The organism is Sphingobacterium sp. 18053 (assembly GCF_902706145.1).
Lineage (GTDB): Bacteria > Bacteroidota > Bacteroidia > Sphingobacteriales > Sphingobacteriaceae > Sphingobacterium > Sphingobacterium paramultivorum.
Genome location: NZ_CACSJW010000008.1, coordinates 45,294 through 72,031, shown reverse-complemented (window position 1 = coordinate 72,031; position 26,738 = coordinate 45,294). Strand labels below are relative to the sequence as shown.

The window sequence follows — 26,738 nt, the reverse complement described above, 5'->3', positions numbered from 1 at the left end:
ACTTCTTTTGAAAAACCAATTTATACAGATGAAAAAGCCGAAGTTCATTCGGGTTTTTTAATTTTCCGGATTTTCGTTTCTATTTAGATAGTCAAAGCTCTTCAGGGCTGCAGCGTTTTTAAAAAACAGGTGCGTTCGACTCTATAGGAGTAATTGACTGTGCATTAAGAAAAAATGCTTAATAGAATCGTAATCTCTAAAAGAATATTCCCGAAATTTTTTCAAAAAGGCTGCCGATTTCCAAGAGGAAATTGATGGCTAATTATTTATATTTTTTATAAAAATGGGAAGTAAATTATCTGGAAAAGATCTAGTAAAAATAGGTTTTCCACAAAATAATATAGTTAATACAGCTTTAGGGCTGATCACAAGGTATCGAAAGAGGGAAAATAAAGAAACCATTCTTCTTGAACTTGCTGAGTTGATAGAAGCTCCGGAGCGATTTATGGAGCATAAAATATGGGGAAAGGTCTCTGAAGGACTTGTTAAACCTGTTGAAGCGCGCATGCAGGAGCTTCATTCACATCGTGCTCCATTTAGCATATTTGGTGAAAATGAAATTGATGAGCAGGCAAAAAGACAGTTGTATGATGCACTGAGATTGCCTATTTCAAGACAAGGTGCACTGATGCCGGATGCACATACAGGTTATGGCCTTCCCATCGGTGGGGTACTGGCCGCAGAAAATGCCGTTATACCCTATGGTGTAGGAGTAGATATTGGTTGTCGGATGAGCCTGTCGATATTCGACTTACCAGGCAGTTATTTCAAAGGGAGGGAATTCCAACTGAAAAATTTATTGAAGGAAAATACCAAATTTGGTTTAAATGACACACATCGTGATAAGCATGACCATGTTATTTTCAGTAGAACTGAATTTCAGGAAATCCCACTATTAAAATCCCTGTTGGGTAAAGCTTACAGACAATTTGGGACTTCTGGTAGTGGAAATCACTTTGTCGAATTGGGCATTGTTGAGCTTCAAACCGTGCGGGAGGAATGGGGGATAAATCCAGGACAGTACTTGGGGATTTTATCCCATAGTGGCTCTCGGGGTCTGGGGGCGAATATCGCTAAGCATTACACAAGCCTTGCGGCGCAACAATGTCCATTACCGCGTCATGTCCAACATTTGGCCTGGTTAGATTTAGCAAGCCAAGAAGGACAAGAATACTGGATGGCAATGAATTTGGCTGGGGAGTATGCCCAAGCCTGTCATGCAGACATCCACCGACGTTTGGCTAAAGCACTTGGCGGTAATCCCGTGGTAACGATCGAAAATCATCATAATTTCGCATGGAAGGAATTAGTGAATGGGGAGGAATACATTGTTCATCGGAAGGGAGCAACGCCTGCAGGCAAGGGCGTGCTGGGGGTGATTCCCGGCTCGATGACAGCACCAGGGTTCATTGTTGAGGGAACGGGAAACCCCTTAAGTTTACAGTCTGCATCCCATGGAGCGGGGCGTGTCATGTCGAGATCCGCCTGCAAAAATAATTTGACAAAAAGCGCTATGCTGAAAGATCTGGAAGCACATGGTGTAGAATTGATTGGCGGTGCGTTGGATGAATCACCACGTGCGTATAAAGATATTCATCGGGTGATGCAATTACAGCAGGAGTTGGTAACTGTTCTCGGAATGTTTAGTCCGAAGATTGTACGTATGGACAAATAAGGTTATGAAAGAAAGGTATTTACAAATTTCTTCGGGACGAGGTCCTAAGGAATGTAATATGGCCGTTAGGTTGGTAGTCGACAGAATCTCTTTTGAAGGTAGTAAAGTTGGAGTTGAAGTCACGGAAATAGAAACAGAAGAAGTTGATGGACTTCCTTGTTCGTTAATCGTCAGATTTAGAGGAAAAGATATGGATCAATTGATTGATCATTGGATTGGTACAGTCTGTTGGGTGTGTAAAAGCCCTTTTCGTCCTTTACACAAACGGAAGAATTGGTTTGTCGAAATTAAAACGTATCATCCGGGTGAAAAGGAAAAGGTGTTGGATTTAAAGCATGTATATTTCCAAACGATGCGAAGTAGCGGTGCAGGTGGACAGCATGTTAATAAAGTAAGTTCTGGCGTTAGAGCGACGCATGCTCCGACAGGGATAAGTGTTCAGGTGATGGACACGAGATCGCAATTGCAGAATAAAGAGATCGCAATGCAGCGCTTGGCTGCACGTCTGCGGGATTTGGAAAGCGTTGAGTTAAATACGGCCAAAGAGCAAAAATGGAAAAACCAAATCGAGGTGACACGGGGACAGTCGAAACGGGTCTTTTATGGTCAGAAATTTATTGAGAATTAATAATTTGTATTGTTTTTACTGAAGCGAAAACCCTTGCTAATATATTGGCAAGGGTTTGTTTTTTTTAGTGGTATTCTATTGTTTAATAAGGGGTTGTGGTTTGTTTGTTCAGGCTTGGTGATATGGCTTTAGCTGTGTGAGACTTGTAATATTTTAACATTTGATGTTAAAATATGGGTAATATTGGTCAATATCATAGCGTGCTCTGTTTCAACATTTGCATAAATTAGATTTTATAAAAGCATTTTAAACTAACTAACAGAGACTAGCTTATGAACAAAAGAAGTATTGCAATACTAGCATCCAATATACTAGTATGTTCTGCGCTTTATGCCCAAACAGCACTTAAAGGCAAAGTGTTGGATCAAGATGGCAAACCAATACCGGGGGTATCGGTGACCATTCGAGGCGGTGCCGGCACGCAGACAGGAATTGATGGTGGATTTTCATTAACATATACAGGTGGAGGAGTTTTAAATGTCACTGCAGTTGGTTACAAATCTAAGCAGATTCAACTTAGTAATCAAACGAATTTAAACGTTACATTAGAATCTTCAGCGGAGAATTTAGATGAAGTGGTGGTTACCGCATTAGGTATCACAAGGGAGAAAAAATCGTTGGGTTATGCTATGCAGGAGGTTAAAGCAAAAGAACTGACAGATGCAGGACAATATAGCCTAACAGGCGCATTGGCGGGAAAGGTTGCGGGGGTACAGGTGAACCAATTTGGTGGAGCTATAGGTTCTTCTGCCCGTATTTCTATCCGTGGAAATACGTCATTACAGGCAAATCAGCAACCGCTTATCGTAGTGGATGGTATTCCTATTACAAATGATTCTCAACGTAGTGGTGATAATACGTATAGCGGGGTGGATTACGGGTCGGGTTTAAATGACATTAATCCAGATGATATAGAAAGCATCAACGTACTGAAAGGTGGGGCAGCGGCACTATACGGTATGCGTGCTGGTACAGGCGTTATTATGATTACGACAAAATCTGGAAAACGCGCCGAAAACGGAGTGCAGATTTCGTACGATGGTAATTTTTCCATCGACAGGGCGGCCAATTTACCGAAGTACCAAAATTTATATGGTCAGGGATCACGGGGGGATGAATACAGTTTTAAGAAATTTGGTGGAAATCTATCCTATCAGGATTATGTAACCCAAAATTCATTCAGTTATGTTGATGGTACAGGAAACATTGGTGTTAATGATAATATCGATGAATCTTGGGGTCCTCGCATGGACATTGGCTTGTTGATACCACAGTTTAATAGCCCGGTTGTGAATGGTGTACGCCAGGCAACAGCATGGAATTCGCATAAAAATAATGTTAGAGAGTTCTTCCAAACTGGTTTTTCCCAAAATCATAACATTTCATTGCTTTCCAAATCAGATCGATCGTCTACACGTGCTTCAATCTCTTACCGAAATCAAACCGGAACGGTGCCTAATACGGATCAGAAAAAATATACAGCGCAATTAAATAATGAATATAAGGTTAGTGATAAAGTGTCTTATGACATTATGAGTAATTTTACGCGCACAGAAAGTAACAACTTGGTCACTCAGGGATATGATGCTGCCAATCCAATGAATGGCCTGATCTGGTTTGGCCGTCAGGTGGATATGCAGGACTTGAAAAAGAACTGGGATCAAAAAGATGCACAAGGGAAATATACCTATTACAATTGGAATTCCGCTTACCATATGAATCCTTTTTATACGATGCATGAGTCTCTTAATGCTATGAAAATGAACCGTGTTTTTGGTAAGACCTCATTGTATTATCAACCCTTTGATTTTTTGAAATTTGAGGGACGTGTAGGCTTGGATTACTATAATACACATATGTTTGAAACGACATATTTTAACTTTGATAATAAGAATGGAAAGTTCGATGAAATAAAAAATAGTAATTCCGATTTTAATGCAGATTTTATTGCAAATTTTAATAAACAGTTTGGCGATCTGAGTTTAACCGGTATTTTGGGGGCAAATTATCGGGACTATCAATATGAAACAAATACACTAGGAGCAAAAGGATTAAATGTGTTGGGGGTCTATACCATTTCGAATAAAATCGGAGATGCTTACACCTTTATGGACCATTCTAAAGGCCGTTCCAATTCGGTATATGGACAGGCTAATTTGGGCTGGAAAGATCAATTGTATTTAGATTTAACAGCGCGGAACGATTGGTCTTCAACGTTAAAAAAATCCTTTTTTTATCCTTCGGCAAGTTTAAGCTGGATTCCAACAGCTTCATTTGAAGGTCTGAAAAGTGATTATTTGAATTTTTGGAAAATGCGATTTAATTTGGTTAAAGTAGGTAACGCTACACGACCTTATCAAAATGGAAACTATTATTATGCGCAAACAGACGCCTATAATAACCTGGCGCAAATGTACAAAAGCATGGTTTATGCCATTGAAGGCTTGGAACCTGAAGCCATTACGTCTTATGAAATTGGTACTGAACTTGGTTTATTCAAAGACCGGCTCCATTTAGATGTTACCTATTATCAAAAGGTAAATAAAAAACAATTGCTCCCAGTAACGACCTCCAATGTGGTTGGGTTTAGCAGTATCTTCCTAAATGCGGGAGAAATTCGAAGTAAAGGTATTGAAGTTCAGTTACGCGGCGATATCCTGAAGCGCGAAGATGGGTTGAACTGGACAACGACTGTCAACTTTTCAAAAGATAGAAACAAGGTTGTTGAACTTTATCCCGAATTGGGTTTGAAAGACTATAGACAGGGTTGGACTTGGGGTATTTCCAATATGGCGTCTGTAGGACGCCCATGGGGCAGCTTGGTAGGACCTGGTTATGATCGTGTAGAAGATGGGCCTATGAAAGGTGCTATTAAAGTGGGGTCCAACGGTCTGGTTTCTACACCTATTGATGGTCAAGTGATTGGTAATGCTGTGCCAGACTTCTTGGCTTCGATGCGTAATGACTTCACCTTTAAAGATTTTAGATTTGGCTTTATGCTCGATTTCCGTAAGGGAGGAGATATTTGGTCACAAACAATGTCCCATGGTTATGCGACGGGTATAGCTGAAATTACTGCTGCGGATGGCATTCGTGAAAGGGCTATTCTTGCCGGTCGTGACGTGATGAAAAACGAACGATTTGCAATGTCAGACGGAAAAGGAGGCTGGGTCGCAAATACCATAGAGACTACTGCGCAGGACTGGTATGAAAATGGAGGCATTGCCGAAATGTATGTTTTTGATGGTTCTTTTCTGAAATTAAGAGAAGCCTATATTTCGTATAATTTACCTAAACATCTGTATAGTAAAATAAAAGGGATTAAGCGTGCTAATATTTCTGTCACAGGTACCAATTTAGCATTGCTTTGGGTACATAAATCGAATACGATGCGGTTGGATCCGGAAGGCGGAGGTGTATCTAGTGATTCTAGAGGTGTAGGATTTGAGCAAGCCAGTGTTCCAAACTCAAGAAGTATAGGTCTTAAACTTGGTTTTACATTTTAATTAACACATAAAGTTTAAGATTTAGAACCCCAAAAAAATTATGATTATGAATACTTTCATTAAAAAACTAAAATATACGCCTTTTTTAGCAGTTCTTCTGGTTACAGGGTGTACCAAGAATTTTGAGAAAATAAATACCGATCCGGATGCTTTAAATGATGTTCCGCCACAAAACATGCTGGTTAATGTGATGCGGAATGCAGGTGACCAATTTGGTGGCGATGTTGATGGGTATGGTACATTTGCTGGGTATATTGTTAAAATTCAATATCCTGATAATTTAAGTGGATTGATCCCAACAAATAATACTTATGGCAATCGCTGGGCCGCTTGTTACTATAATATCACCCAAATGAAGGATCTGCTAAAAAGGACTGATGCCACTGCAGAGGGGTATAAAAATACAAGGGCTATAGCAAGAATTTGGAATAACTATATGTGGTCCTATTTATTGGATGGCTGGGGAGATATTCCGTATTCAGAGGCATTTAAAGGACGGCCAGATGATGGTTCCGTATTAAAAGCCAAATACGATAAGCAAGAAGATATTTTTCCAGCGGTGTTAGCCGATCTCAAATCAATTGCGGATGAACTAGCCGCTGGGATTGGTGCCGATGAAACATTGGAATACGATATCGTGTATGGGCCTAAAAATTCTGGGCCAGATAATCTAAAGCAGCAAATGCTGAAATGGCAGAAATTCTGTAATTCTTTGCGTTTGCGGATGGCGATGCGGATATCATCCGTTGCTCCTGCTTTAGCTAAATCTACGATTGAAGAAATTGCAGGTAATAAGACAAAATATCCAATCATCGAAACCAACGCGGAAAATTGTCAAATGGTTTATCCGGGAACGCTGCCTTATATGGAACCATGGTACAAATCAGGTATCAATGGTAATCGGATCAACAACTGGGGTATGTTTGATATTTTTATCGATCATTTGAATGAAACAAAAGATCCTAGAATTGCTTCGATTGCACAGAAAAATAATGCCGGTAAGTATGTAGGATTTGTCAACGGTTCGCTTACCAACCCTTCTCCATCGACATCAATTTCATGGATTGGTTTGCATTACATCAACAATCCTGCTGGAGCAGTACCTTTTTATCGTGCATGTGAAAGTTATTATACATTAGCAGAAGCTGCTTTATCGGGATATAATGTTGGAATTTCCGCTAAAGATGCCTATGAAAAAGCTGTGACATTATCAATGGAAGATAATGACGTTGCAGCATCCGATGTTACGACTTATCTTGCCGGAGCTGGTAAATTTGATGGAACGAAAAATCGCATCTATTGGGATATGTGGGTCGCTCTGTTTAAAGAAAATTTTGAAGCCTGGAGTTTGTACAGAAGGACTGGAATTCCTAGCACCAACTATCCTTCAAAAATTCAAAATTCTGCAATCGCACATACAGATCAGCCTTGGCGTTTGCCTTACCCGAATAATGAGTATTTATATAATACAGAAAACGTGACAGCAGCAGCAGCTGGAACTGTAAATTATAATTGGGGAAAACGATTGTGGTGGGCAAAAGACAATGGAAAAAACTAGTTTAAAATGTTTTATTGAGCGGGTATCGAAAGATCCCGCTTTTTTTTGCTCGTTTGGATAACAATTTACTCCCACAGTGGACTAAGATGTCTTGTTGACATTTTGGATAAAGCCTCAATTTCAAAAAGTTGAGGCTTTTTAATTGGTAATACATCCCTTTAAAAAAGGAGTGTACAGTTGTCAAAGGTATTTAGCAGACTGAGGGAAGGCTTTAGCCGCTGAAATAATTTACAATAATTAATTGGGGTAATACCGTATTTTCTTCTGTGATTTACCTTTAATGTAGAAAATAATTTGCTTTATTGCGTTGATAATTAGTATCTTTAAGAGGAAGGCTCTAAAAAGGAGTTCTTCAGACTAAGTAAACTTAAGTAATCGCTGTAGCCTGCATCTAGAGAAGGCTATAGGGTTTGGAATTTCAAATTCGATATTATGATAAAATCCTCGGGCTTCCTTTTTAAGGAAGCGATCAAGAATGAAAAACCATTACAAATTGTTGGAGCGATTAATGCTAATCATGCCCTTTTGGCTGAACAGGCTGGTTTTAAAGCTATTTATCTTTCAGGAGGAGGTGTCGCAGCCGGTTCACTGGGAATTCCAGATCTTGGGATAACAACACTTCAGGATGTTTTGATTGATGTGGATCGCATTACAAATGTGTGTAAACTTCCTTTGCTAGTGGATATTGATACTGGCTTCGGGCCTTCGGCATTCAATGTTGCACGTACAATAAAGTCTTTAATTAAAGTGGGCGCGGCCGCAGTTCACATGGAGGATCAGGTGGGGGCTAAACGTTGTGGGCACCGGCCTGGGAAAGAGCTCGTCTCTCGGGCTGAAATGGTTGATCGCCTGAAAGCGGCGGTGGACGCACGAACGGATGAGCATTTTGCCATTGGTGCACGTACAGATGCACTTGCTTCTGAAGGCCTTGAACTTGCTTTGGAAAGAGCGGTGGCTTATAAAGAAGCTGGAGCGGACTTTATTTTTGCTGAAGCAGTACATCATTTGGAGCAATACATTCAATTTAGTGCGGCAACAGGTCTTCCTATTTTGGCGAATATTACCGAATTTGGACAAACACCGTTGTTTAGCCTGAATGAACTACGTCAAGCGGATGTTTCTATTGTCCTTTATCCACTATCTGCTTTCCGCGCCGCTAATAAGGCGGCTACAACTGTTTATTGTCACATTCGGGAGGACGGTGGGCAGGTTAATGTGATCAACGACATGCAGACGAGAGAAGAGTTATACAGAAGTATCGATTATTATGCCTATGAAAATCGATTGGATCAATTGTTTAACAAATAATTATATTCAGATGGAAGAGACAAACAGCACAGGTTTTAAGCCCAAAAAAAGTGTAGCACTCTCTGGTGTAGCAGCTGGTAATACGGCTTTGAGTACTGTCGGAAAAAGTGGTAATGATCTGCATTATAGGGGGTATGATATTTTAGATCTGGCGCATCAGGCAAGTTTTGAAGAGGTCGCTTATTTACTTATTTATGGAAGTCTACCAACACAGGCCCAGCTCGTCACTTATCAAAGTCAGCTGATCAGTCAACGTGGTCTGCCTATTACCGTTCAACAGGTCCTCAAGCAGTTGCCATCGACGGCACATGCCATGGATGTTTTACGGACTTATGTTTCTTTTTTCGGCAGTGTTTCGCCCGAGAAAGACAGTCATCCCATTGCCGCGGCCCGTGACATTGCAACTCGCCTGATGGCTTCGATGGCCTCAGCACTGTTGTACTGGTATCATTTTAGTCAGCATGGACGTGAGGTGCAGGTAGAGACATCAGATGCAACGTTGGGCGGGCATTTTTTGCATTTGCTACACGGAAAATCGCCATCGTCTTCTTGGGTAAGAGCGATGCAGATTTCACTAAATTTATATGCCGAACATGAGTTTAATGCATCTACATTCACAGCTCGGGTAATCGCCGGTACAGGGTCAGATATGTATTCCTGCATCGCTGGTGCGATAGGTGCGCTACGTGGACCTAAACATGGCGGAGCCAATGAGGTCGCTTTCGAAATTCAGAGTCGTTATGCAAATGCTGATGAGGCAGAAGCGGATATCCGGAAGCGATTGGCAAACAAAGAAGTCATTATTGGTTTTGGCCATCCTGTATACACAATCTCGGATCCAAGAAATCAAGTGATAAAACAAGTGGCCAAAGAGCTGTCGGAAGAAGCGGGCGACATGACGCTCTACCTGATCGCTGAACGGTTGGAAAAAGTCATGTGGGAAGAAAAGAAAATGTTTCCGAACCTGGACTGGTATTCTGCGGTGTCTTATCATATTATGGGTATTCCAACGGAGATGTTTACGCCGTTATTTGTCCTCTCACGTATTACAGGCTGGTCAGCGCATGTTTTCGAGCAGCGTCAGGATGGAAAAATTATCCGACCAAGTGCAAATTATATTGGTCCTGAGGACAGACCTTTTGTACCTCTTTCCGAACGGTAAATTTGGATCGGGAAAAGGCATTAAAAAGTACTTTTTAAACGTTGGGCTTTGAGGAATAGCTTAGCTCAAAAAAAAACGAATTATATTAATAAATAGAACGAGAGTCTTATACGAAAATACACGAATGAGTTCAGCAATATTAAATGAAAGACCACAACCGGATCAGGTTTTAGTGGACATTGTGGACTATGTCCTAAATTATAAAATTGAGGAAAAAGTCGCTTGGAATACGGCCTTTTACTGTTTTCTCGATACCATTGGCTGCGGTTTGGAAGCATTAACCTATCCTGCCTGCACCAAATTGTTGGGGCCAGTTGTGGCAGGGACCATTGTGCCGAACGGTGCTCGGGTACCGGGTACAAATTTTCAATTGGATCCCGTTCAGGCAGCATTCAATATCGGCACGATTGTTCGATGGTTGGATTTTAATGATACCTGGCTGGCAGCAGAATGGGGGCATCCATCCGATAATCTAGGGGGAATCTTAGCTGTGGCAGATTGGTTGAGCCGAACAAATATTGCAAACGGGCAAAAACCGCTGAAAGCTAGGACGGTGCTTGAGGCAATGATTATGGCCCATGAGATACAAGGTGTCTTAGCACTTGAAAACTCGTTTAATAAAGTGGGGCTAGACCATGTTATTTTGGTGAAGGTAGCTTCAACAGCGGTCGTAGGGAGGCTCATTGGCCTCACAAGAGAAGAGCTGCTCAACGCGGTTTCTTTGGCTTTTGTGGATGGACAAGCCCTACGCACTTATCGGCATGCGCCAAATACAGGTAGCCGAAAATCTTGGGCAGCCGGAGATGCAACTTCACGTGCTGTCCGATTGGCCCTGATCGCAAAAACTGGAGAAATGGGCTATCCTTCTGTTTTGACAGCACCAATATGGGGATTTTATAATGTGTCTTTTAACGGAAATCCATTTAAGTTTCAGCGGGGATATGGATCATATGTGATGGAAAATATTCTTTTTAAGATTTCTTTTCCAGCTGAGTTCCATGCACAGACAGCAGCAGAAGCTGCTATGCAACTTCATCAACAACTGAAAGAATTTGGAAAAAGCAGCTCAGATATCGCCCGTGTAACCATTCGTACACATGAAGCGGCTATCCGGATCATTGATAAAAAGGGGGCTTTACATAACCCTGCCGACCGTGATCATTGTATCCAATACATGGTGGCTGTTCCGTTGATCTTCGGCCGTTTGACGGCTGATGACTATGAAAACCATATCGCTTCGGATCCAAGAATTGATGCGCTTCGCGATAAGATCTCCTGCGTGGAAGATGCTCAATTCACTGCTGACTATCACGACCCACAGAAACGTGCGATATCAAATGCTTTAACAATTGAACTGATTGACGGTACAATATTGCCTGAATTGGTCGTTGAATACCCGATAGGTCATCCAAGAAGGAGGGCAGAGGGAATCCCTAAATTAATCGAAAAATACAAAACAAATCTTGCTCGGGTATTTTCTGAAAAACAGCAAAAGGAAATACTTACAGCTACCTTGGATTACGATACTTTTCTCGAACAGGATGTCTCGCAGCTGATGGATTTGTTTGTGCGCTAATGATATATAGAGCATGGGGTGATCGAACTATTTGTTTTGTCACCCCTGCTTTCGTTTCTATTACATCGTTAACTACAACGAATATTCTTTTAAGGTTGCAACCTTTTGTTTTTATGATTACCTGATACTTTAGTGCACTTAAACAGCTTATGTACGCTTCTTTAGAAGAAAGAAGATAGATTGGCTAATCTATCGCCAATTTGAGCCAAAACCACTATAAAATCTGAAATTCTTTTTTGCCAGCTCTCTTAAAGATTCTGGTATATCCCATTGCTCACCTTTGGGCAGAAAGTCTTCGCATTCAGCAATGAAAATAGGAAGCGTTGTGCGGTCGATATGTCCAAATACTCCACCTGTATAGGATGCATACCCTACACCTAAAATAGAACCAATATCGCCATCGATGGGTTGGTTGAGTACGCCTTCTGCGAGACATCGATAGCTATCCAATGCCATGACATGCAACAAACGTTTCCGGATAATTGAAGGTGTTACATTTTCTTTTGTAGATGCAATTACAGGGTTTTTCCAAATTGTTTTCTTTTTGGTTTCATAGTCATAATCGTAGAATCCGGCGCTTGATTTTTTTCCTTTTCTCCCTTGATCAACCATATCTTTGAGGTAGCTGTATGCGCGTTTTTGGCTGGCATGTAGACCGGGTAGTTGATCATAAACGTGTAGCATCAATTCCAATGAGATTTCGTCTAATACCGCTAAGGGGCCCACGGCAAATCCTGCAGCCATCGCTTCCTCTTCGACCAGTGTCGGTGAGATGCCTTCCAGTACCATTGTAATACCTTCGAGTAAATAATTGAAGAAAATACGCGAGGTGAAAAAGCCCGGACCATCCTGCACGACTATCGGAATTTTATTGAGGCGTAAAGCTGTGGTAAGTGCTTTCTCCAAAGTTTTTTGCTCGGTTTGTTTACCGCAGATGATTTCGACAAGTGGCATGCGGTCTACAGGGGAAAAGAAATGCATCCCTATAAAATTTTTAGGATCATTGGTTGCTTTAGCAAGCTCAGTAATAGGCAATGAAGTAGTATTTGTAGCGAAAAAGCCATTTTCGTTTAAAGTGGGTAGGCTTTCTTTTGTCACCTCAGCCTTTAGGCGGAAATCTTCAAATACAGCTTCTATAATGCAGTCAGATCCATTAAGGTCATCGACTTGGTCAGTTGGTTTTATGCGCGCAAGCAATTGCTCTCGTTGTGATGGGCTCATGGCCCCTAAAGCCAGTGATTTTTCACAAACCTGGCTAGAATAGGCTTTACCTCGTTCGGCTTGGGGAAGTGTAACGTCTTTTAAAGCAACTTCTATTCCTGCTCGGGCGGCCTCATAAGCAATCCCCGAGCCCATCATTCCGGCGCCCAGTATGCCTATTTTTTTTAGGCTATAGTCCCCAAGATGTTTTATACTGTTGGGTGATTTTGCCAATTGGACAGCATAATGAAGTGTACGGACCATGCTGAGTGGTTCGGGGCTATTTAACACTTCTAGGTATAAATTTGCTTCTCTCTCACTAGCTTCAACAGCTCTAGATGACGGTTTTTTTCTTAATAATTCAATAACTGCGTTTGTGCCGGGGTATAAACCGCGTGTTTTTTTTTGGATAGTAAGAATTGCTTCAGGCGTCAGTTCGTCAATTTGTTCTGTGTGATGGCCAGCATTGGTGCTGGGTGGATTAAGTATCCAGTTTATTGCTAATGATAGGCTGTCGCTGGGCTTCTGCGTCAATTCATTGATCAACCCAAGTTTATGTGCTTCTTCACTGCTCAGAAGTTTGCTTTGTGTCAGCAGATTTAGGGCATTTTCAGTACCTATCAATGCTGGTAAATAGATCGTTGTGCCAAAAGCTGTAAACAAACCATACTTACTCTCCGGAAAGCCAAACTGAAGTTTTTCTGAGGCGATACGACAATTAGACCATAGCATAGTCGCTAGGGCAATAGCTGTACAATTGTGTGAAATAAGAGATACAATGGGTTTTTTAAACGTTTCCCAATGCAATACTTTTGATGTAAGCTTGTATAAGTCCGAAGGGCTTGAGCGGCTTGAAGAAAACTGCTCAAATAATTGCGTATATTCGATTTTTTTGTCCTGAATCGGGCAGCTGTATATGACACCTATGGTATCTTCCCGTTCGAGAATGAACGTAACCAAATCAACAAATTGCGTGAGATAGTCTATAATATCCAACTGCTCGGGAGCCGCTGTCGATATAGGATGGATTGTAATGATGTGATGATTATCCTGTTCTACACGAAAGAGCGTGTGGGTCATATAAGATTTATTTTCATCCATTGTACTTGGTCATGATTTTTAAAAAGCTTTCTATTGTTTGGACTTTCCTGATTGATAAGTCACATGATCTATTGTCATTTTCGCGATAATTTCAAGCATGATTTCTGATGTTCCCCCGATAATGGTGCCGACACGGACATCGCGATATAAACGTGCGATTTTATAATCTTCTGTAAACCCATAACCACCAAATAATTGGAGACATTGGTTCACGACATTGACGGCGAGCTCACTTGCTTGTAGCTTCGCAATGGAACATTCTTGGACTGCATATTCGTTTTGGTCTTGGAGATCACAGCAATGGTAGACAAAGGCTTTCGTGGTAGCAATATCTGCTGCCATTTGTGCGATTCGGTGCCGTATTGTTTGAAATTCCTGGATTTTTTTTCCAAAGGCTTCACGTTGTGCGATATAATCAAGCGTATACTGAAATGCGGATTCTGCGGTAGCGAGACTATGAATAGCTGCGGTAAGCCTTTCCAATTGAAGTCCATCCATTAAATAGCGAAATCCTTCTCCCTCAATGCCAACAAGATGAGAAATAGGGACTCGTACGTTATTAAACCCTAGCTCGGCAGTGTCAGAGGCGTGCCAGCCTAATTTATTGATTTTGCTTGACGAGACTCCGGTTGCATTTCTGTCAATAAGTAATAAGCTTATACCCTTTGTTCCCTGGTCAGAAGCAGTTTTGACTGCTGTAATGAAGAAATCACCATAATAACCATTGGTAATAAATGTTTTAGATCCATTGACAATATAAAAATCGCCATCCCGAACAGCTGTTGTTTTGATCTGTTTTACGTCAGAACCAGCCCCGGGTTCAGTAATAGCAACAGCACTGACCATATCACCAGCAATAACCGGTTTAAGGTAGCGTACTTTCAGATTTTCTGATCCATATTTCAGTAGGTATGGAGCCGACATAAACTGAATGACAAGCGCGGAAATGGTAAATCCTCCAGAAAAACAATACGATAATTCTTCGCAGAGTATCAAGGAATAATAAAAATCAAGTTCTAGTCCACCATACACTTCTGGATAATTGAGTCCCATCAATCCCATATCACCCATTTTCTTCCACACATTTCGGTCGATCTCGCCCCGTTTTTCCCAATCATCGACGTAAGGTGTAATTTCTTTTCGAATAAATGCGCGAAGTGTATCGCGAAAAATCTGATGTTCAGCTGTAAACTTGATTGTCTGCATAATCGTTTATCTTGCTTTTGGTTATCTTATTGTAAGGTGGCCTTTTGAATGGCCGTCTAGTAGGATGTTATCTAAACGAATTTAGCGAAAAGCCTTGGCTTTTTGCAAATTTTTATTCTTTATTTTTCGTTCAATTGGTTAAGTAGGGAAGTTTTTGCGTTATTTTTTTTCTATTTATTCTGTTTTGATGAAAAAAATAAAACCGACTTGTTGTGGGTTATCTGTTATATTTTTTATCTTTAAGATTAGGAAGGGTTGTTGGGGATATGCTAGCGATAGGCCTTCAAAATTTTAGCAGAACAATTATAAACTTTTTATATCATGTCAAAGAGTGTATTTATCGTTGCAGCGAAACGCACACCAATTGGAAGTTTTGGTGGTGCCTTGTCATCTATTTCGGCGCCAAGTCTCGCGGCCCAGGTTGTTGGGGCTGTAGTTGATGAGGCGGGTATTTCCCGCGATATAGTGGATGAGATTATTATTGGTGCTGTTTTGCAAGCTGATTTGGGACAAGCGCCTGCCCGACAGGTAGCGCGGTTAGCAGGTTTGTCGGATCATACCGCTGCAACTACTCTTAATAAAGTATGTGCTAGTGGAATGAAAGCAATAGCTGTTGCTGCGCAAAGTATTCTATTGGGAGATGCTGATGTAGTGATTGCTGGTGGGATGGAGAGCATGAGTAGGGTGCCATATTATACGAATAGTATGCGTTGGGGAGCCAAATTTGGAGCCCAGAGTCTGGTTGATGGTTTACAACGTGATGGTTTGAGCGACGCTTATTCGAATGATGCAATGGGAATCTTTGCAGAGTTGTGTGCCGAGAAATATCATATTGGTCGTGAAGAACAGGATGTTTATGCGATAAGTTCCTATAAAAGAAGCCTAGAGGCTTGGCAAAAAAATAAGTTTTTAAACGAGGTTCAACCTATAACGATACAAAGTCGTAAAGGAGACGTCGTCGTTTCGCGGGATGAAGAGTTTTCGCAGGTCAATTTTGATAAGATACCTGAGCTTAAGCCTGCCTTTAAAAAAGAGGGGACTGTAACTGCCGCAAACGCATCTACAATAAGTGATGGGGCTGCTGCGGTATTGCTCGTGTCTGGCGAGAAATTGGAAGAACTTGGACTTGTGCCCTTAGCAGAGATTATTGCTTATGCTGATGCTGAGCAAGCTCCAGAATGGTTTACGACAACGCCAAGTATTGCCACAAATAAAGTATTAAAAAAAGCGGGTCTGACAATTGCGGACATTGATTATTTTGAATTTAATGAAGCCTTTTCTGTTGTCGCTTTGGCAAATGCACAGATTTTAGGCTTACCCATGAACAAAGTGAATGTTTATGGAGGAGCGGTATCTTTGGGGCATCCATTAGGATGTTCGGGAGCTAGAATTGTTGTAACACTAAGCAGCATCTTAAGACAGGAGGGAGGATCAGTAGGGCTGGCAGCGATATGTAATGGTGGCGGTGGTGCCTCGGCAATGATTATTAAAAAGATTTGATGCTTCTTCCAGATAAGATTGCTTTAATTTTATCTGGAAGAAGCTCACGCTTATTGAATTCGGTTGTTTTTAACCACATAGCTTCCAGGAAACTTATTTTATTTGCTATACAAGGTCGTACCTCTACTCTTCATACAGACGGCTTGCCTCGACTCCATGGAGCGCTAGCTCTGATTCGATTTCCGTTGGGTTGAGTCGAATACCTTCTATGGTTAACAGATTATAAATAGAATCCAAGTCGATCTTCCATTCGTGGATGCCATTCAGTTTTTCAACAGCTTGTTTGATTTTGTCTACAAGACTGGGATGTTGTGCATTAGTTTCGAAAATGAGCTTTTCCATAGTGTTTCATATTAGGCCTGATTAAAAATCAGGCGGGTTTAACCAAAATAGCGTAGACAATCATTTGATCGGCTAATTACAATAGTCTCAATATAAGGATAATAATCTGAAATTAATGTGTCAAAGTGACTAAATTGTAATGAAACTATTAAATTTTGTAATAAATACATGAGAATTTCACAGTGGTGTATTTGATCTAAAAGCGCTCAAATTTCATTTTATCGTAAATGAATAGAGGGTTTGGTCATCTGGGTTTTCTCAAGCTGGTTTTTCGTTCATAATGAAATTTTAACTAAGTTTGGATGAACATGACGACTGAGATCTCGAATATAATCATTCTGTTATTGCTGACTATTGTTGCTGTAATATTGGGTTTGTACCTCTTTTTAAGACAAAAATACCGGAAACTTGAGGTAGAAAATAGACAACAAAAAGAGCTTTTTAATCGTATGGATAATCAAAAGATAGAACATTTCCATCGGGCTCAATTAAATCCGCATTTGCTTAAAAATTCGTTGAACGGAATACTTTCCCATGCTTATCAAACCTATTATACGATGGACAAATTAGCCATGGTATTGGACTACGTTTTATACGAAAGTGAAGATGAACTCGTTTCACCGAAGGCCGAAATTGAATTTGCCCGAAATCTCATTGAGATAAACAAGGTAAAATTGAGCCCCTTATTTGATATCCGCGTTAAATTTGATATTGATGAACTAAATGACTCCATGTTGAACACACCGTCATTAGTCCCGCTTATGTCGGTTGATTTAATTGAAAATGCGTTTAAGCATGCGGATTTCCACGGTCCGGATTCTTTTATCGCTATTATGCTGACCTTTAAGAATGGTTTATTCGAATTAGTTGTAAGCAATCGAATATCAAAACGTTCACCATTACAAAAGTCTAAAAGTGGAATAGGCAGCAAAACTTTGGAAGAGCGTCTCATGTTGTATTATCCAGGTAGACATCAACTGCGGCGATTTGTAGAAAATGATGTCTATACTGCCAACCTTCAAATTAGATTGTATGCCGATTGAAAGAAATTTGAAATGTATTCTTTTGGATGATGAAATACCAAGCTTGAGATTTTTGAAAATGCTCTGTGAACAGATTTCTGGTTTAGAGGTGGTTAAAGCTTTTAATGATCCAGCTCCATTATTGAAGGAATACCGCAAGTTAAGTTTTGATTTTTGCATTCTGGATATTGAAATGCCGGAATTTAACGGATTTGACCTAGCCAAAGAGCTAAAAGACTTTCCGATTGTATTTTCTACTGCATATAAACAATATGCGAGCGATGCTTTTGACATCAATGCAGTAGATTATATGCGTAAACCATTGTCCCTGCAACGTCTTCAACAAGCCATTATGAAGGTTGAGCAACTAATTAGCAAGCGATCTGAAACTGTCTCTTTTGCGCAATTTAATACGAATAAAGGAAAAACAGTGTTGTATTTCGAACAGATTAACTATGTTCAAATAGCTGAAGTAGACAGCCGGGATAAAACAGTTTATTTGGCGGATGGTTCGTTTATTTTATTGAAAAATATAAGCTTTGATAAGCTGATGGAGATCTTGCCTGAACAGGATTTTATACGTATCAATAAAAAAGAGATCATTGCAACCAAGATCGTCAAATTTTTCTCCGCTGATGAAATTACAAGCAATTTGTCGGACGACCAAGATCTACCCCTTCTTTTTAATTTGGGCGAATCGTACAAGAAAATGTTTTTCGAGAAATTCAGTTGATTACAAAATTCTTTTGGTTCATTACATATTTTCTTAGACCTACCTGCTGAAAGGCATTAAAACTGCTACAGAATTATATTTTTGTTGAGACTGTATTTTATCCCCCCTTGTTTAAAGAATATTGGTCGGGACTTAGTATGCTATTGTCATTATATTTATTTTAATTGCTATTGAAGATGAGGAAATATAGGAATACAATTTTCTATGTAGTTTTAGTTGGTACATTACTTGGTGTGATGTATTGGATGATTCATTTGGGGGCACAGCTGGAGGCTCCAGAACTACTACGTGGAGAGAAAACAAGTCAAGGCGCCTGGAAGGATTTTACATCAACTTTATTCCATAGTCTGCAGCATCCGCTAGCGATATTACTGGCGCAAATCGTGACAATCATTATCGCTGCACGTATCATGGGATGGATTTGCATAAAGATTAAGCAGCCCGTCGTAATTGGAGAGATGCTCGCAGGTATCATATTGGGACCATCATTGCTGGGGCTCTATTTTCCGGAATTTTCGCATACACTTTTTCCTGTAGAATCGCTCAGTAATTTGCAGTTTTTGAGTCAAATTGGGTTAATCTTATTTATGTTTATCATTGGAATGGAGCTGGATTTGAATGTGCTGCGAAATAAAGCGCATGATGCTGTTGTCATTTCTCATGCGAGCATTGTGATCCCATTTACGTTGGGAATTTCATTGGCTTATTTTTTATACCTATTCCATCCACCTACAAATGTAGAGTTTCTATCTTATAGCTTGTTTATTGGTATTTCCATGAGCATAACAGCGTTTCCTGTTCTTGCTAGAATTATACAGGAAAGAGGATTGCAGAAAAGTAAGCTAGGTGCAATGGCGATTACCTGCGCTGCTGCAGACGATATTACAGCTTGGTGTATTCTAGCAGTCGTAATTGCAATTGTCAAAGCCGGTGATTTTGCTAGTGCATTGTATACAATCGGGCTGGCTGTTGCTTATGTGCTCATTATGATTAAGATCGTTCGTCCATTTTTGATGCGCGTTGGAGAGGTAAAAGGGAGTAAAGAAGCCCTAAGTAAGCCTGTTGTTGCTATTTTCTTTATTGTCCTGCTGTTATCTGCTTATGCAACCGAAGTAATCGGTATTCATGCACTTTTTGGTGCATTTATGGCGGGAGCAATCATGCCCGAAGGAAGTCGATTCAGAACAGCATTCATTGAAAAAATCGAAGATGTCTCTACTTTGTTGTTGTTGCCTTTATTTTTTGTCTATACTGGACTGCGTACGCAGATCGGTCTACTTAATGATCCTCAGTTATGGATGATTACCATTGGTATTATTTTGGTCGCGGTTATTGGTAAATTTGCAGGTAGCACGTTGGCGGCGCGTTTTGTCGGTCAAAGCTGGAAAGATAGTCTGAGTATCGGCGCGTTGATGAATACGCGCGGGTTAATGGAACTTATCGTCCTCAATATTGGATACGATCTTGGCGTTTTAAGTGCTGAATTATTTTCGATGATGGTTGTTATGGCATTGGTCACCACTTTTATGACAGGGCCATCTTTGGATCTGATCAATTTCCTTTATCGACCAAAGAAGAGTTTATTACAGGAAGATCTCCTGGATAAATCAAAATTTAAGATTCTATTGTCTTTTGCGAAAAGTAATACCGGGATTTCACTGTTGTATCTGGCTGATGCGTTAACCTTAAAATCAAAAAAGAACGCTGAAATTACGGCTTTACATATTGAACCTGCCAACGAGTTACATCATTATGAAGTGGAAACCCAGGAGCTGGATAGTTTCCGTGAAATCAAGCAGGTAGCGCAGCAGCTCGAGCAACCTATTCAGACAATCTTTAAAATCTCCAGTGATATCGACAGCGAGATTGTACAAACCTCCAATGAGCGAAATCAGGACTTATTATTGTTGGGTGTCAGTGAATCAATTTATGAAGGAAGCTTACTGGGACGTTTTTTAGATTTTACTACGCGTATTGTGAATCCTGAAAAGTTATTCCATACGGTTACAAATGCCGAATCTCCTTTTATGACATTTGATAGAAATCAACAGATCAATGCCAAAGTTAATGCGATGGTAGGCATTTTGATTGATAAAGAGTTTGTGAAGGCGAAGCGAGTGATTGTTCCTGTCGTTTTAAAAAATGATGAATTTCTATGTGAAATGATAAAACGTCTGATTCAGCATTCAGATGCTCAGATCATAGTTTGGGATCTCAACCAAGTGCTGAAGACCAATGAAAGCTTCAAGGAGAAATTGAGGCAATTGGAACAGCTTGTTCCCAACCATCTCACAATAACTGAAAGAGAATTAAATAGTGAGACCTGGCAGGACCAGGACTTAATGTTGATCAGCCTGCCCAGCTGGAACAAAGTTGTCAATAAAAAAGTAAATTGGCTTCCTTTCACGCCATCGACCCTGTTGATGGCAGATCGCAAACCATAAATAAAAAGTAAAAGCCCCTAAATTCAATAATCTAGGGGCTTTTACTTAAGGTATTATAAAGATCTATTTATTGATCTTTTCTATCTTGATTTTTAGTCCGATCAATTTTTCAATATCAGCTAAATACGGTCTTTCTTCTACATCGCAAAAAGAAATGGCTTTTCCTTCCTGACCAGCTCTTCCTGTTCTTCCAATTCGATGAACATAGGTTTCCGGTACATTGGGAAGATCATAGTTAATCACAAGCGGTAGTTGTTCGATATCAATTCCTCTTGCAGCAATATCGGTAGCGATCAAAATTTTAAGATGACTGTCCTTAAATTCACCTAAAGCTTTTTGTCTTGCATTTTGAGATTTATTTCCGTGAATGGCTGCTGCTCTCAAGCCATTTTTCGCAAGCAGCTTAACGATCTTATCGGCACCATGTTTTGTGCGGGAGAAGACAATAGTGCGCTCATGCTTCAGCTTTTTTAATATGCTTGTCAATAATCTGATCTTCTCCTTCTTTTCTACAAAAAATACAGATTGATTTACTTTCTCAGCCGTTGAGCTTACCGGTGTGACGTCAACCTCGACAGGTTTATGTAGTATCCCATGTGCGAATTTACGGATATTAGGAGGCATTGTCGCCGAGAAAAACAATGTCTGTCTCTTTGAAGGAACTTTGGTCAGGATCTTTTTGATATCATGAATAAAGCCCATGTCCAGCATATTGTCCGCCTCGTCCAATATCAAGATCTCGATTTTATCCAGAGAAACTATTTTTTGATTCATCAAATCCAGTAACCGGCCTGGGGTAGCAACAAGAATATCAACACCCTTTTTGATTTCTTTAACTTGCTTTTCTTGGCTTACTCCACCGAAAATAGTGCAATAGTTTAGTTTTAGATATTTCCGGTATAAGTTTATATTGTCTCCAATTTGAATGGCTAGTTCACGAGTTGGCGTAAGGATCAAAGCCCTAATCGGAACGAGCTTACCTAATGTCTTAGTTTCTTCAAGACGTTGTAAAAGCGGAAGTGCAAAAGCGGCTGTTTTGCCGGTTCCCGTTTGTGCACAACCAATAAGATCGTTGCCTTGCAATACAATTGGAATAGCTTTTTGTTGAATTGCAGTGGGGTGTGTGTAGCCTGTTTCGGTTATTGCTTTTAAAAGCGGAGCGATTAAACTGAGTTGTTTAAATTCCATAAATAGTATGTTCGAATTTGTCTTAAATAAAACCTTTGAGAATCCTTTTTATGCTTTTTATTTGAAAACTAAAAGTCTTCAACGGAAAAGTAAAAGATTGCTGAAAAATTGTAAAGGAAGAATAGGAAAAAGAAATGGGATAAGTCATTAAGAATTACCCCATTAACAAGAAAGTGTATTTTTTGGATTACGCCAATTTTACATTTGTAGCGCTGATCCCCTTTGGAGTTCTTTCTACATCATAAGTAACAACGTCGCCTTCAGATACTTGATTTTTAAGCGCAGAAACGTGTACGAAAACATCTGCACTACCATCCTCTGGTGTAATAAAACCAAAACCTTTAGTTTCATTGAAAAATTTAATTTTACCTGTATTCATTATTTTTAATTAAGTGCGGCAAGGTAGTCATAATAAATGATTAATCTTTTATTTTTTTTAATGAAATATAAAATATGTTGTGTAACTGAGCCTTTTTTTGAACAAGATGTTGATTGGAACAGCGTTAGAGGAAGGAATTTATCGAACATAAATGTATAATAAAACACAATCTCGCCAATCAATGTAACATGGTCAACTCATGATGTTGTTGTTAATGTTCTTATTAATTGTTTAGATAAATATTTGTTCTAAATATTTGTTCTTAGTGAAATTAGTATTAACTTCAACCGCCCCTCCCAAGGGCATGTTTTTCATAGGTAGATGTATGGTCGAGTGATTCTAACTCGACCATTTTTTCGTTTTTTTCATAGGGTTACGCTAGGTTTGTCTATATATATTTTACAATGCTTTTTGCGAGCACCTAGATTCATTTTTGTATTTTCATCGAAGCAATTTGTTTTTAATAATAAAGAAAGCACTTCTTATTCATGGCATTCATCTAAGCATATGTATTCTGCTCGTATTGAGAATTTAGATGATATCCAGTAAAAACAAAACTTAAACCAATATCCAATGAATAGAAAAGATTTTATCAAAACGTCTACTGTTTTAGCTGCATCATCATTTTTTTTTAATGCTAAAGGTTCATATTTTTTAGATCAATCCATCCGGGTTGGATTAATTGGTGTAAATGGTATGGGCTGGTCTGATTTGAATGCATTGTTAAAGAATGATGGCTTGGTGTGTACTGCTCTTTGTGATGTGGATGAAAATATTCTTAAAAAGAGGGCAGAAGAACTTCAAAAAAGAAATATACATGTCGAAACGTTTGTAGATTATAAGAAGCTACTCAATAGCTCGATTGTGGATGCGGTCATTATTGCAACACCGGATCATTGGCATTGCCTGCAAATGGTAGATGCCGTAAATGCTGGAAAGCATGTATATGTCGAAAAGCCTATTGGTAACTCCATTCTTGAATGTGAATTAATGGTTCAGGCAGCAAAAAAGAATAAGGCTATTGTACAAGTCGGGCAATGGCAAAGAAGTCAGCAACATTTCAAGGACGCCATTGATTTTGTTCATTCTGGTAAATTAGGCAAAATAAGATTGGTAAAAGCTTGGTCTTATCAAGGGTGGAAAAGTGCTATTCCCATAGTGCCCGATGAACCGGTTCCCGCAGGTGTACATTATACGGAATGGCTAGGTCCGGCACAAAAAAGACCATTTAATTCGAATCGATTCCATTTTAATTTTCGATGGTTTTGGGACTATGCAGGAGGTTTGATGACAGATTGGGGCGTGCATATGTTGGATTATGCTTTACTTGGGATGAAGGTTTCCGATCCAAAATCTATTATGGCCTCAGGAGGTAAGTTTGCGTTCCCGGACGATGCAGGCCAAACGCCTGATACGATGACTGCTGTGTATGAGTTTGATGGCTTCAATATCCAATGGGAACATGCCAAAGGAATTGATCTCGGGCCTTATAACCGCAATCACGGTGTCGCATTTATTGGTAACAATGGTACGCTGGTCTTGAATAGATCGGGCTGGGAGGTTATTCCAGAAAAAGGAAGGATGGAAGCGGTCACTATCCAACCTTCTTTAGATAATGGACTGGACAAACATATGGAAAATTTTGTAGCAGCAATTCGCCAACGTAATCCAGAAGTACTTCATGCACCAATTGAAGTGGGGGCGCATATTGCCATCTTTTCCCAGCTGGGAAATATTGCATTCAGGACAGGACAAAAACTCTACTGGGATAAAGATAAACAGCATTTTACCGATCAGAAAGCAAATAAATACTTAGCTTCTGTTTATCATAACGGTTATAAATACCCAAAAGTATAATGCATTAAAATTGGTTGTTGATTAATCATTATAATCAACAACCAATGGATCATTCCTTACTAATGATTCACGCCTTTATTTCTTAAAGAACAAATTCATTTGCAAGATCGATCTCCTCGCGATTGATGGAGTGCCCCGCGTTTTGATATACCATGAGCTTTACATTGGCATTCATTTGTGCTAAGATGGATACTGTAGCTTCAACGCGTTCAAGAGGAACATGGAAATCAGGATTGCTAGTGCCAATAAAAATAGGCGTTTGTGCGAAGTCACCCTTGTAATTATCCCTGTTAATTTCTTCACCTATTACTCCGCCAATAATTGCTATAGCGCCACCAAAGCGCTGTCCATGCCGTGCAAGGTATTCTAGTGTTAAACAGGCACCCTGAGAAAAACCAAAAAAATAGATATTTTCGGAGAGGATCCCATTGTCTAAAGCTAGTTTAACTGTATGATCAATCAGATCGATTGCGGAACTCAACCAAGGTTCGTTCTCTTGTACGGGAGCAATAAAAGAATAGGGGTACCAAGTTTGATTTTCTGCCTGCGGTGCAAGTAGTGCAAAATTATCGACATGAAGATAGGATGACATGCCAAGGATGTCTTCTGCACTCCCCCCACGACCATGGATCATGACAATGGCTTTTTTTGCCTGTTCTAAATTTTGACCAGCTGTTTTAATATTTATTGAATGACTCATTTTATCCTTTCATGTTTGGTAATTTATACCGTTTTTTTAAACCAAACGTCTTGATATAGTTCTGGATGACGATGAAACTGCGCATTTACATAAGGACATAATGGAACAATTTTCATGTTGTTTTCGCGCGCATGAGATACCAATTTCTCGAGCAGTATTTTTGCAAATCCTCTTCCCTCATAGGCTTCGTCCACCTCTGTATGATAAACAACAAGATTACCGTCAATGATAGCGATGCTCATTAAACCTGCTTTGCGTTCATCGGAGAATAATTGGAGCTCTCCACGTTGATTTTTGTCTAATACAATTTCAGTTCTTTCCATAACTTCCTCGTTTGTATAATGATGTTTATATAATGTTAATTAATCGATTTTTGGCAATGTCTGTTCAATCTGCGAACGGTAGCTTTCATATTGCTTTGGTAATTTCAGTGCCGATCCTAAGCTGGATAGCGGTTCGTCTACTGTAAATCCGGGATTGTCCGTAGCGAGTTCAAATAAGACACCACCAGGTTCACGAAAATAGAGTGAGAAAAAGTAATCTCTATCTATTTTTGGTGTGATATCTAATCCTGCTGAAAGCACCTTTTCACGATACTCCATCAAAACATTGTCGTCCTTTACCCGAAATGCGACATGATGGTTTGTGCCAGCTGCATTTTTGCCGTATGGCAGATTTTTATCCGCTATTATGTCAACGCTATTAGCGGTATCAATGCTATCAGTTGTTAACCTATAACGATTATCATCCTGCTGCTGGAGCGAATAACCCAAAATATCGGTCAATACTTTTAGTGTCGGATCTGCTTCTTTTAAAGAAAGTGTGATATTATGGAAGCCTTTTAGTGCGTGTTCGGCATTGATGTCAGTCGTTGTCCATGCCTTTCTATCATCTTTCGTTTCAATAAATTGAAGCTGTAATCCATCGGGATCATTAAATGAAATTAGCTTCTCTCCAAAAATTTCATTTTCCTGTAAACTAATCTGATGTTCCCCTAAACGATTTTTCCAAAAATCCAAACTCCCTTGAGGTACCGCATAGCCAATATGAGTTGCCATTCCCGCTCCCGGGGTACCCTTTCCGATACCTTCCCAAGGGAAAAACGTAAGGATCGTTCCCGGTTCGCCCTGTTCATTACCGAAATAGAAGTGGTAGGTCCCAGGGTCGTCGAAATTAACTGTTTTTTTGACAAGGCGTACGCCCAGTACTTTCGTATAAAAATCAAGATTTCGCTTTGCATTATCGGCTATCGCGGTAATGTGGTGTAGTCCTAATATTCTATTTTCCATATCTGATATTTTTATTTTATTAACTGATGTAAAGTTACATCGAGCAATAAGGAATTTTATTGAACTAGATTAATAAAAGCTATAATTGGCATTTTTGTTTTTATAACAATATTGATTTTCGAAAATATATAAAAAAACACCTGAAGTTGGGGACTTCAGGTGTTTAACCTAACCAATTATTAACCTAAATTTATGAAATGTATATTTCTGAATATTATACTATAGCGATAAATCCAATTATCATGCCAATATTTTATAGTGTAAATGACCTCAGATAAAAGCCTTATATATTGTATAATTTAGGTAAATTGGATTGTGTTAATGTGGGGTGTGAATCGATGAATTCAATTAAAAATAGATTTAA

The 26,738-nt window shown here is 39.7% G+C and carries 20 protein-coding genes; 12 read left to right on the top strand and 8 right to left on the bottom strand.

Going from position 1 to position 26,738, the window contains the following annotated elements:
* Positions 1-283 precede the first annotated feature (283 nt).
* The 7 genes from GVK91_RS18865 (at position 284) to GVK91_RS18835 (ending at position 11,413) form a co-directional block, all read left to right on the top strand.
* Positions 284-1,675, top strand: coding sequence for an RtcB family protein (locus tag GVK91_RS18865; RefSeq protein WP_159730814.1), 1,392 nt, complete (start codon positions 284-286; stop codon positions 1,673-1,675).
* 4 nt (positions 1,676-1,679) lie between these two features.
* Positions 1,680-2,303, top strand: a complete 624-nt coding sequence (gene prfH, locus GVK91_RS18860) for a peptide chain release factor H (RefSeq protein WP_159730812.1) — start codon at positions 1,680-1,682, stop codon at positions 2,301-2,303.
* Positions 2,304-2,575: 272 nt separating this feature from the next.
* A complete protein-coding gene (locus GVK91_RS18855) occupies positions 2,576-5,809 on the top strand; it encodes a SusC/RagA family TonB-linked outer membrane protein (protein WP_159730810.1) in 3,234 nt (1,077 codons plus the stop codon).
* Positions 5,810-5,855: 46 nt separating this feature from the next.
* Entirely contained in the window at positions 5,856-7,367 is a 1,512-nt protein-coding gene (locus GVK91_RS18850) for a SusD/RagB family nutrient-binding outer membrane lipoprotein (RefSeq protein ID WP_159730808.1), read from the top strand.
* A 432-nt stretch (positions 7,368-7,799) separates the two neighbouring features.
* Positions 7,800-8,675, top strand: coding sequence for a methylisocitrate lyase (gene prpB, locus GVK91_RS18845; protein WP_153846747.1), 876 nt, complete (start codon positions 7,800-7,802; stop codon positions 8,673-8,675).
* 10 nt (positions 8,676-8,685) lie between these two features.
* A complete protein-coding gene (gene prpC / locus GVK91_RS18840) occupies positions 8,686-9,837 on the top strand; it encodes a 2-methylcitrate synthase (protein ID WP_159730806.1) in 1,152 nt (383 codons plus the stop codon).
* A gap of 124 nt (positions 9,838-9,961) precedes the next feature.
* Complete coding sequence (locus GVK91_RS18835) at positions 9,962-11,413, top strand: bifunctional 2-methylcitrate dehydratase/aconitate hydratase (protein ID WP_159730804.1); 1,452 nt, start codon at positions 9,962-9,964, stop codon at positions 11,411-11,413.
* A 189-nt stretch (positions 11,414-11,602) separates the two neighbouring features.
* Here GVK91_RS18835 and GVK91_RS18830 read toward each other — a convergent pair whose 3' ends face one another.
* On the bottom strand, positions 11,603-13,714 hold the full coding sequence (locus GVK91_RS18830) for a 3-hydroxyacyl-CoA dehydrogenase NAD-binding domain-containing protein (RefSeq protein ID WP_159730802.1): 2,112 nt from the start codon (positions 13,712-13,714) through the stop codon (positions 11,603-11,605).
* 30 nt (positions 13,715-13,744) lie between these two features.
* Positions 13,745-14,920 carry an acyl-CoA dehydrogenase family protein gene (locus GVK91_RS18825; protein ID WP_153846751.1) on the bottom strand — a complete coding sequence of 392 codons (1,176 nt, stop codon included), beginning with the start codon at positions 14,918-14,920 and terminating at the stop codon, positions 13,745-13,747.
* A 321-nt stretch (positions 14,921-15,241) separates the two neighbouring features.
* On the opposite strand from GVK91_RS18825, the gene GVK91_RS18820 reads away from it, so the two are divergent.
* The gene (locus GVK91_RS18820; protein ID WP_159730800.1) at positions 15,242-16,420 is read left to right on the top strand and encodes a thiolase family protein; all 1,179 of its coding nucleotides are present in this window, start codon (positions 15,242-15,244) and stop codon (positions 16,418-16,420) included.
* A 123-nt stretch (positions 16,421-16,543) separates the two neighbouring features.
* Here the strand turns inward: GVK91_RS18820 and GVK91_RS18815 are convergent, their stop codons facing one another.
* Positions 16,544-16,762, bottom strand: a complete 219-nt coding sequence (locus GVK91_RS18815; RefSeq protein WP_046672939.1) for a hypothetical protein — start codon at positions 16,760-16,762, stop codon at positions 16,544-16,546.
* 302 nt (positions 16,763-17,064) lie between these two features.
* On the opposite strand from GVK91_RS18815, the gene GVK91_RS18810 reads away from it, so the two are divergent.
* From GVK91_RS18810 to GVK91_RS18800, 3 genes are all read left to right on the top strand, one after another.
* A complete protein-coding gene (locus tag GVK91_RS18810) occupies positions 17,065-17,805 on the top strand; it encodes a histidine kinase (RefSeq protein ID WP_200845661.1) in 741 nt (246 codons plus the stop codon).
* A complete protein-coding gene (locus GVK91_RS18805) occupies positions 17,795-18,517 on the top strand; it encodes a LytTR family DNA-binding domain-containing protein (protein ID WP_200845660.1) in 723 nt (240 codons plus the stop codon). Before GVK91_RS18810 ends, GVK91_RS18805 begins: the two co-directional genes overlap by 11 nt.
* A gap of 176 nt (positions 18,518-18,693) precedes the next feature.
* The gene (locus GVK91_RS18800; RefSeq protein WP_153846753.1) at positions 18,694-20,961 is read left to right on the top strand and encodes a cation:proton antiporter; all 2,268 of its coding nucleotides are present in this window, start codon (positions 18,694-18,696) and stop codon (positions 20,959-20,961) included.
* Between the two features lie 63 nt (positions 20,962-21,024).
* On the opposite strand, the gene GVK91_RS18795 is transcribed toward GVK91_RS18800, so the two are convergent.
* Positions 21,025-22,149, bottom strand: coding sequence for a DEAD/DEAH box helicase (locus GVK91_RS18795; protein WP_153846754.1), 1,125 nt, complete (start codon positions 22,147-22,149; stop codon positions 21,025-21,027).
* Positions 22,150-22,336: 187 nt separating this feature from the next.
* On the bottom strand, positions 22,337-22,528 hold the full coding sequence (locus tag GVK91_RS18790) for a cold-shock protein (protein WP_046672944.1): 192 nt from the start codon (positions 22,526-22,528) through the stop codon (positions 22,337-22,339).
* A gap of 573 nt (positions 22,529-23,101) precedes the next feature.
* Between GVK91_RS18790 and GVK91_RS18785 the strand changes: the two genes are divergently transcribed.
* Positions 23,102-24,385: a Gfo/Idh/MocA family protein gene (locus GVK91_RS18785; protein ID WP_159730798.1), complete on the top strand. Its 1,284-nt coding sequence runs from the start codon at positions 23,102-23,104 to the stop codon at positions 24,383-24,385.
* A gap of 82 nt (positions 24,386-24,467) precedes the next feature.
* Here the strand turns inward: GVK91_RS18785 and GVK91_RS18780 are convergent, their stop codons facing one another.
* From GVK91_RS18780 to GVK91_RS18770, 3 genes are read right to left on the bottom strand one after another with little or no spacing between them, the layout of a single operon-like run.
* Entirely contained in the window at positions 24,468-25,085 is a 618-nt protein-coding gene (locus GVK91_RS18780; protein WP_159730796.1) for an alpha/beta hydrolase, read from the bottom strand.
* A 23-nt stretch (positions 25,086-25,108) separates the two neighbouring features.
* A complete protein-coding gene (locus GVK91_RS18775; RefSeq protein ID WP_075993164.1) occupies positions 25,109-25,408 on the bottom strand; it encodes a GNAT family N-acetyltransferase in 300 nt (99 codons plus the stop codon).
* A gap of 39 nt (positions 25,409-25,447) precedes the next feature.
* The gene (locus GVK91_RS18770; protein WP_159730794.1) at positions 25,448-26,374 is read right to left on the bottom strand and encodes a ring-cleaving dioxygenase; all 927 of its coding nucleotides are present in this window, start codon (positions 26,372-26,374) and stop codon (positions 25,448-25,450) included.
* Positions 26,375-26,738 lie beyond the last annotated feature (364 nt).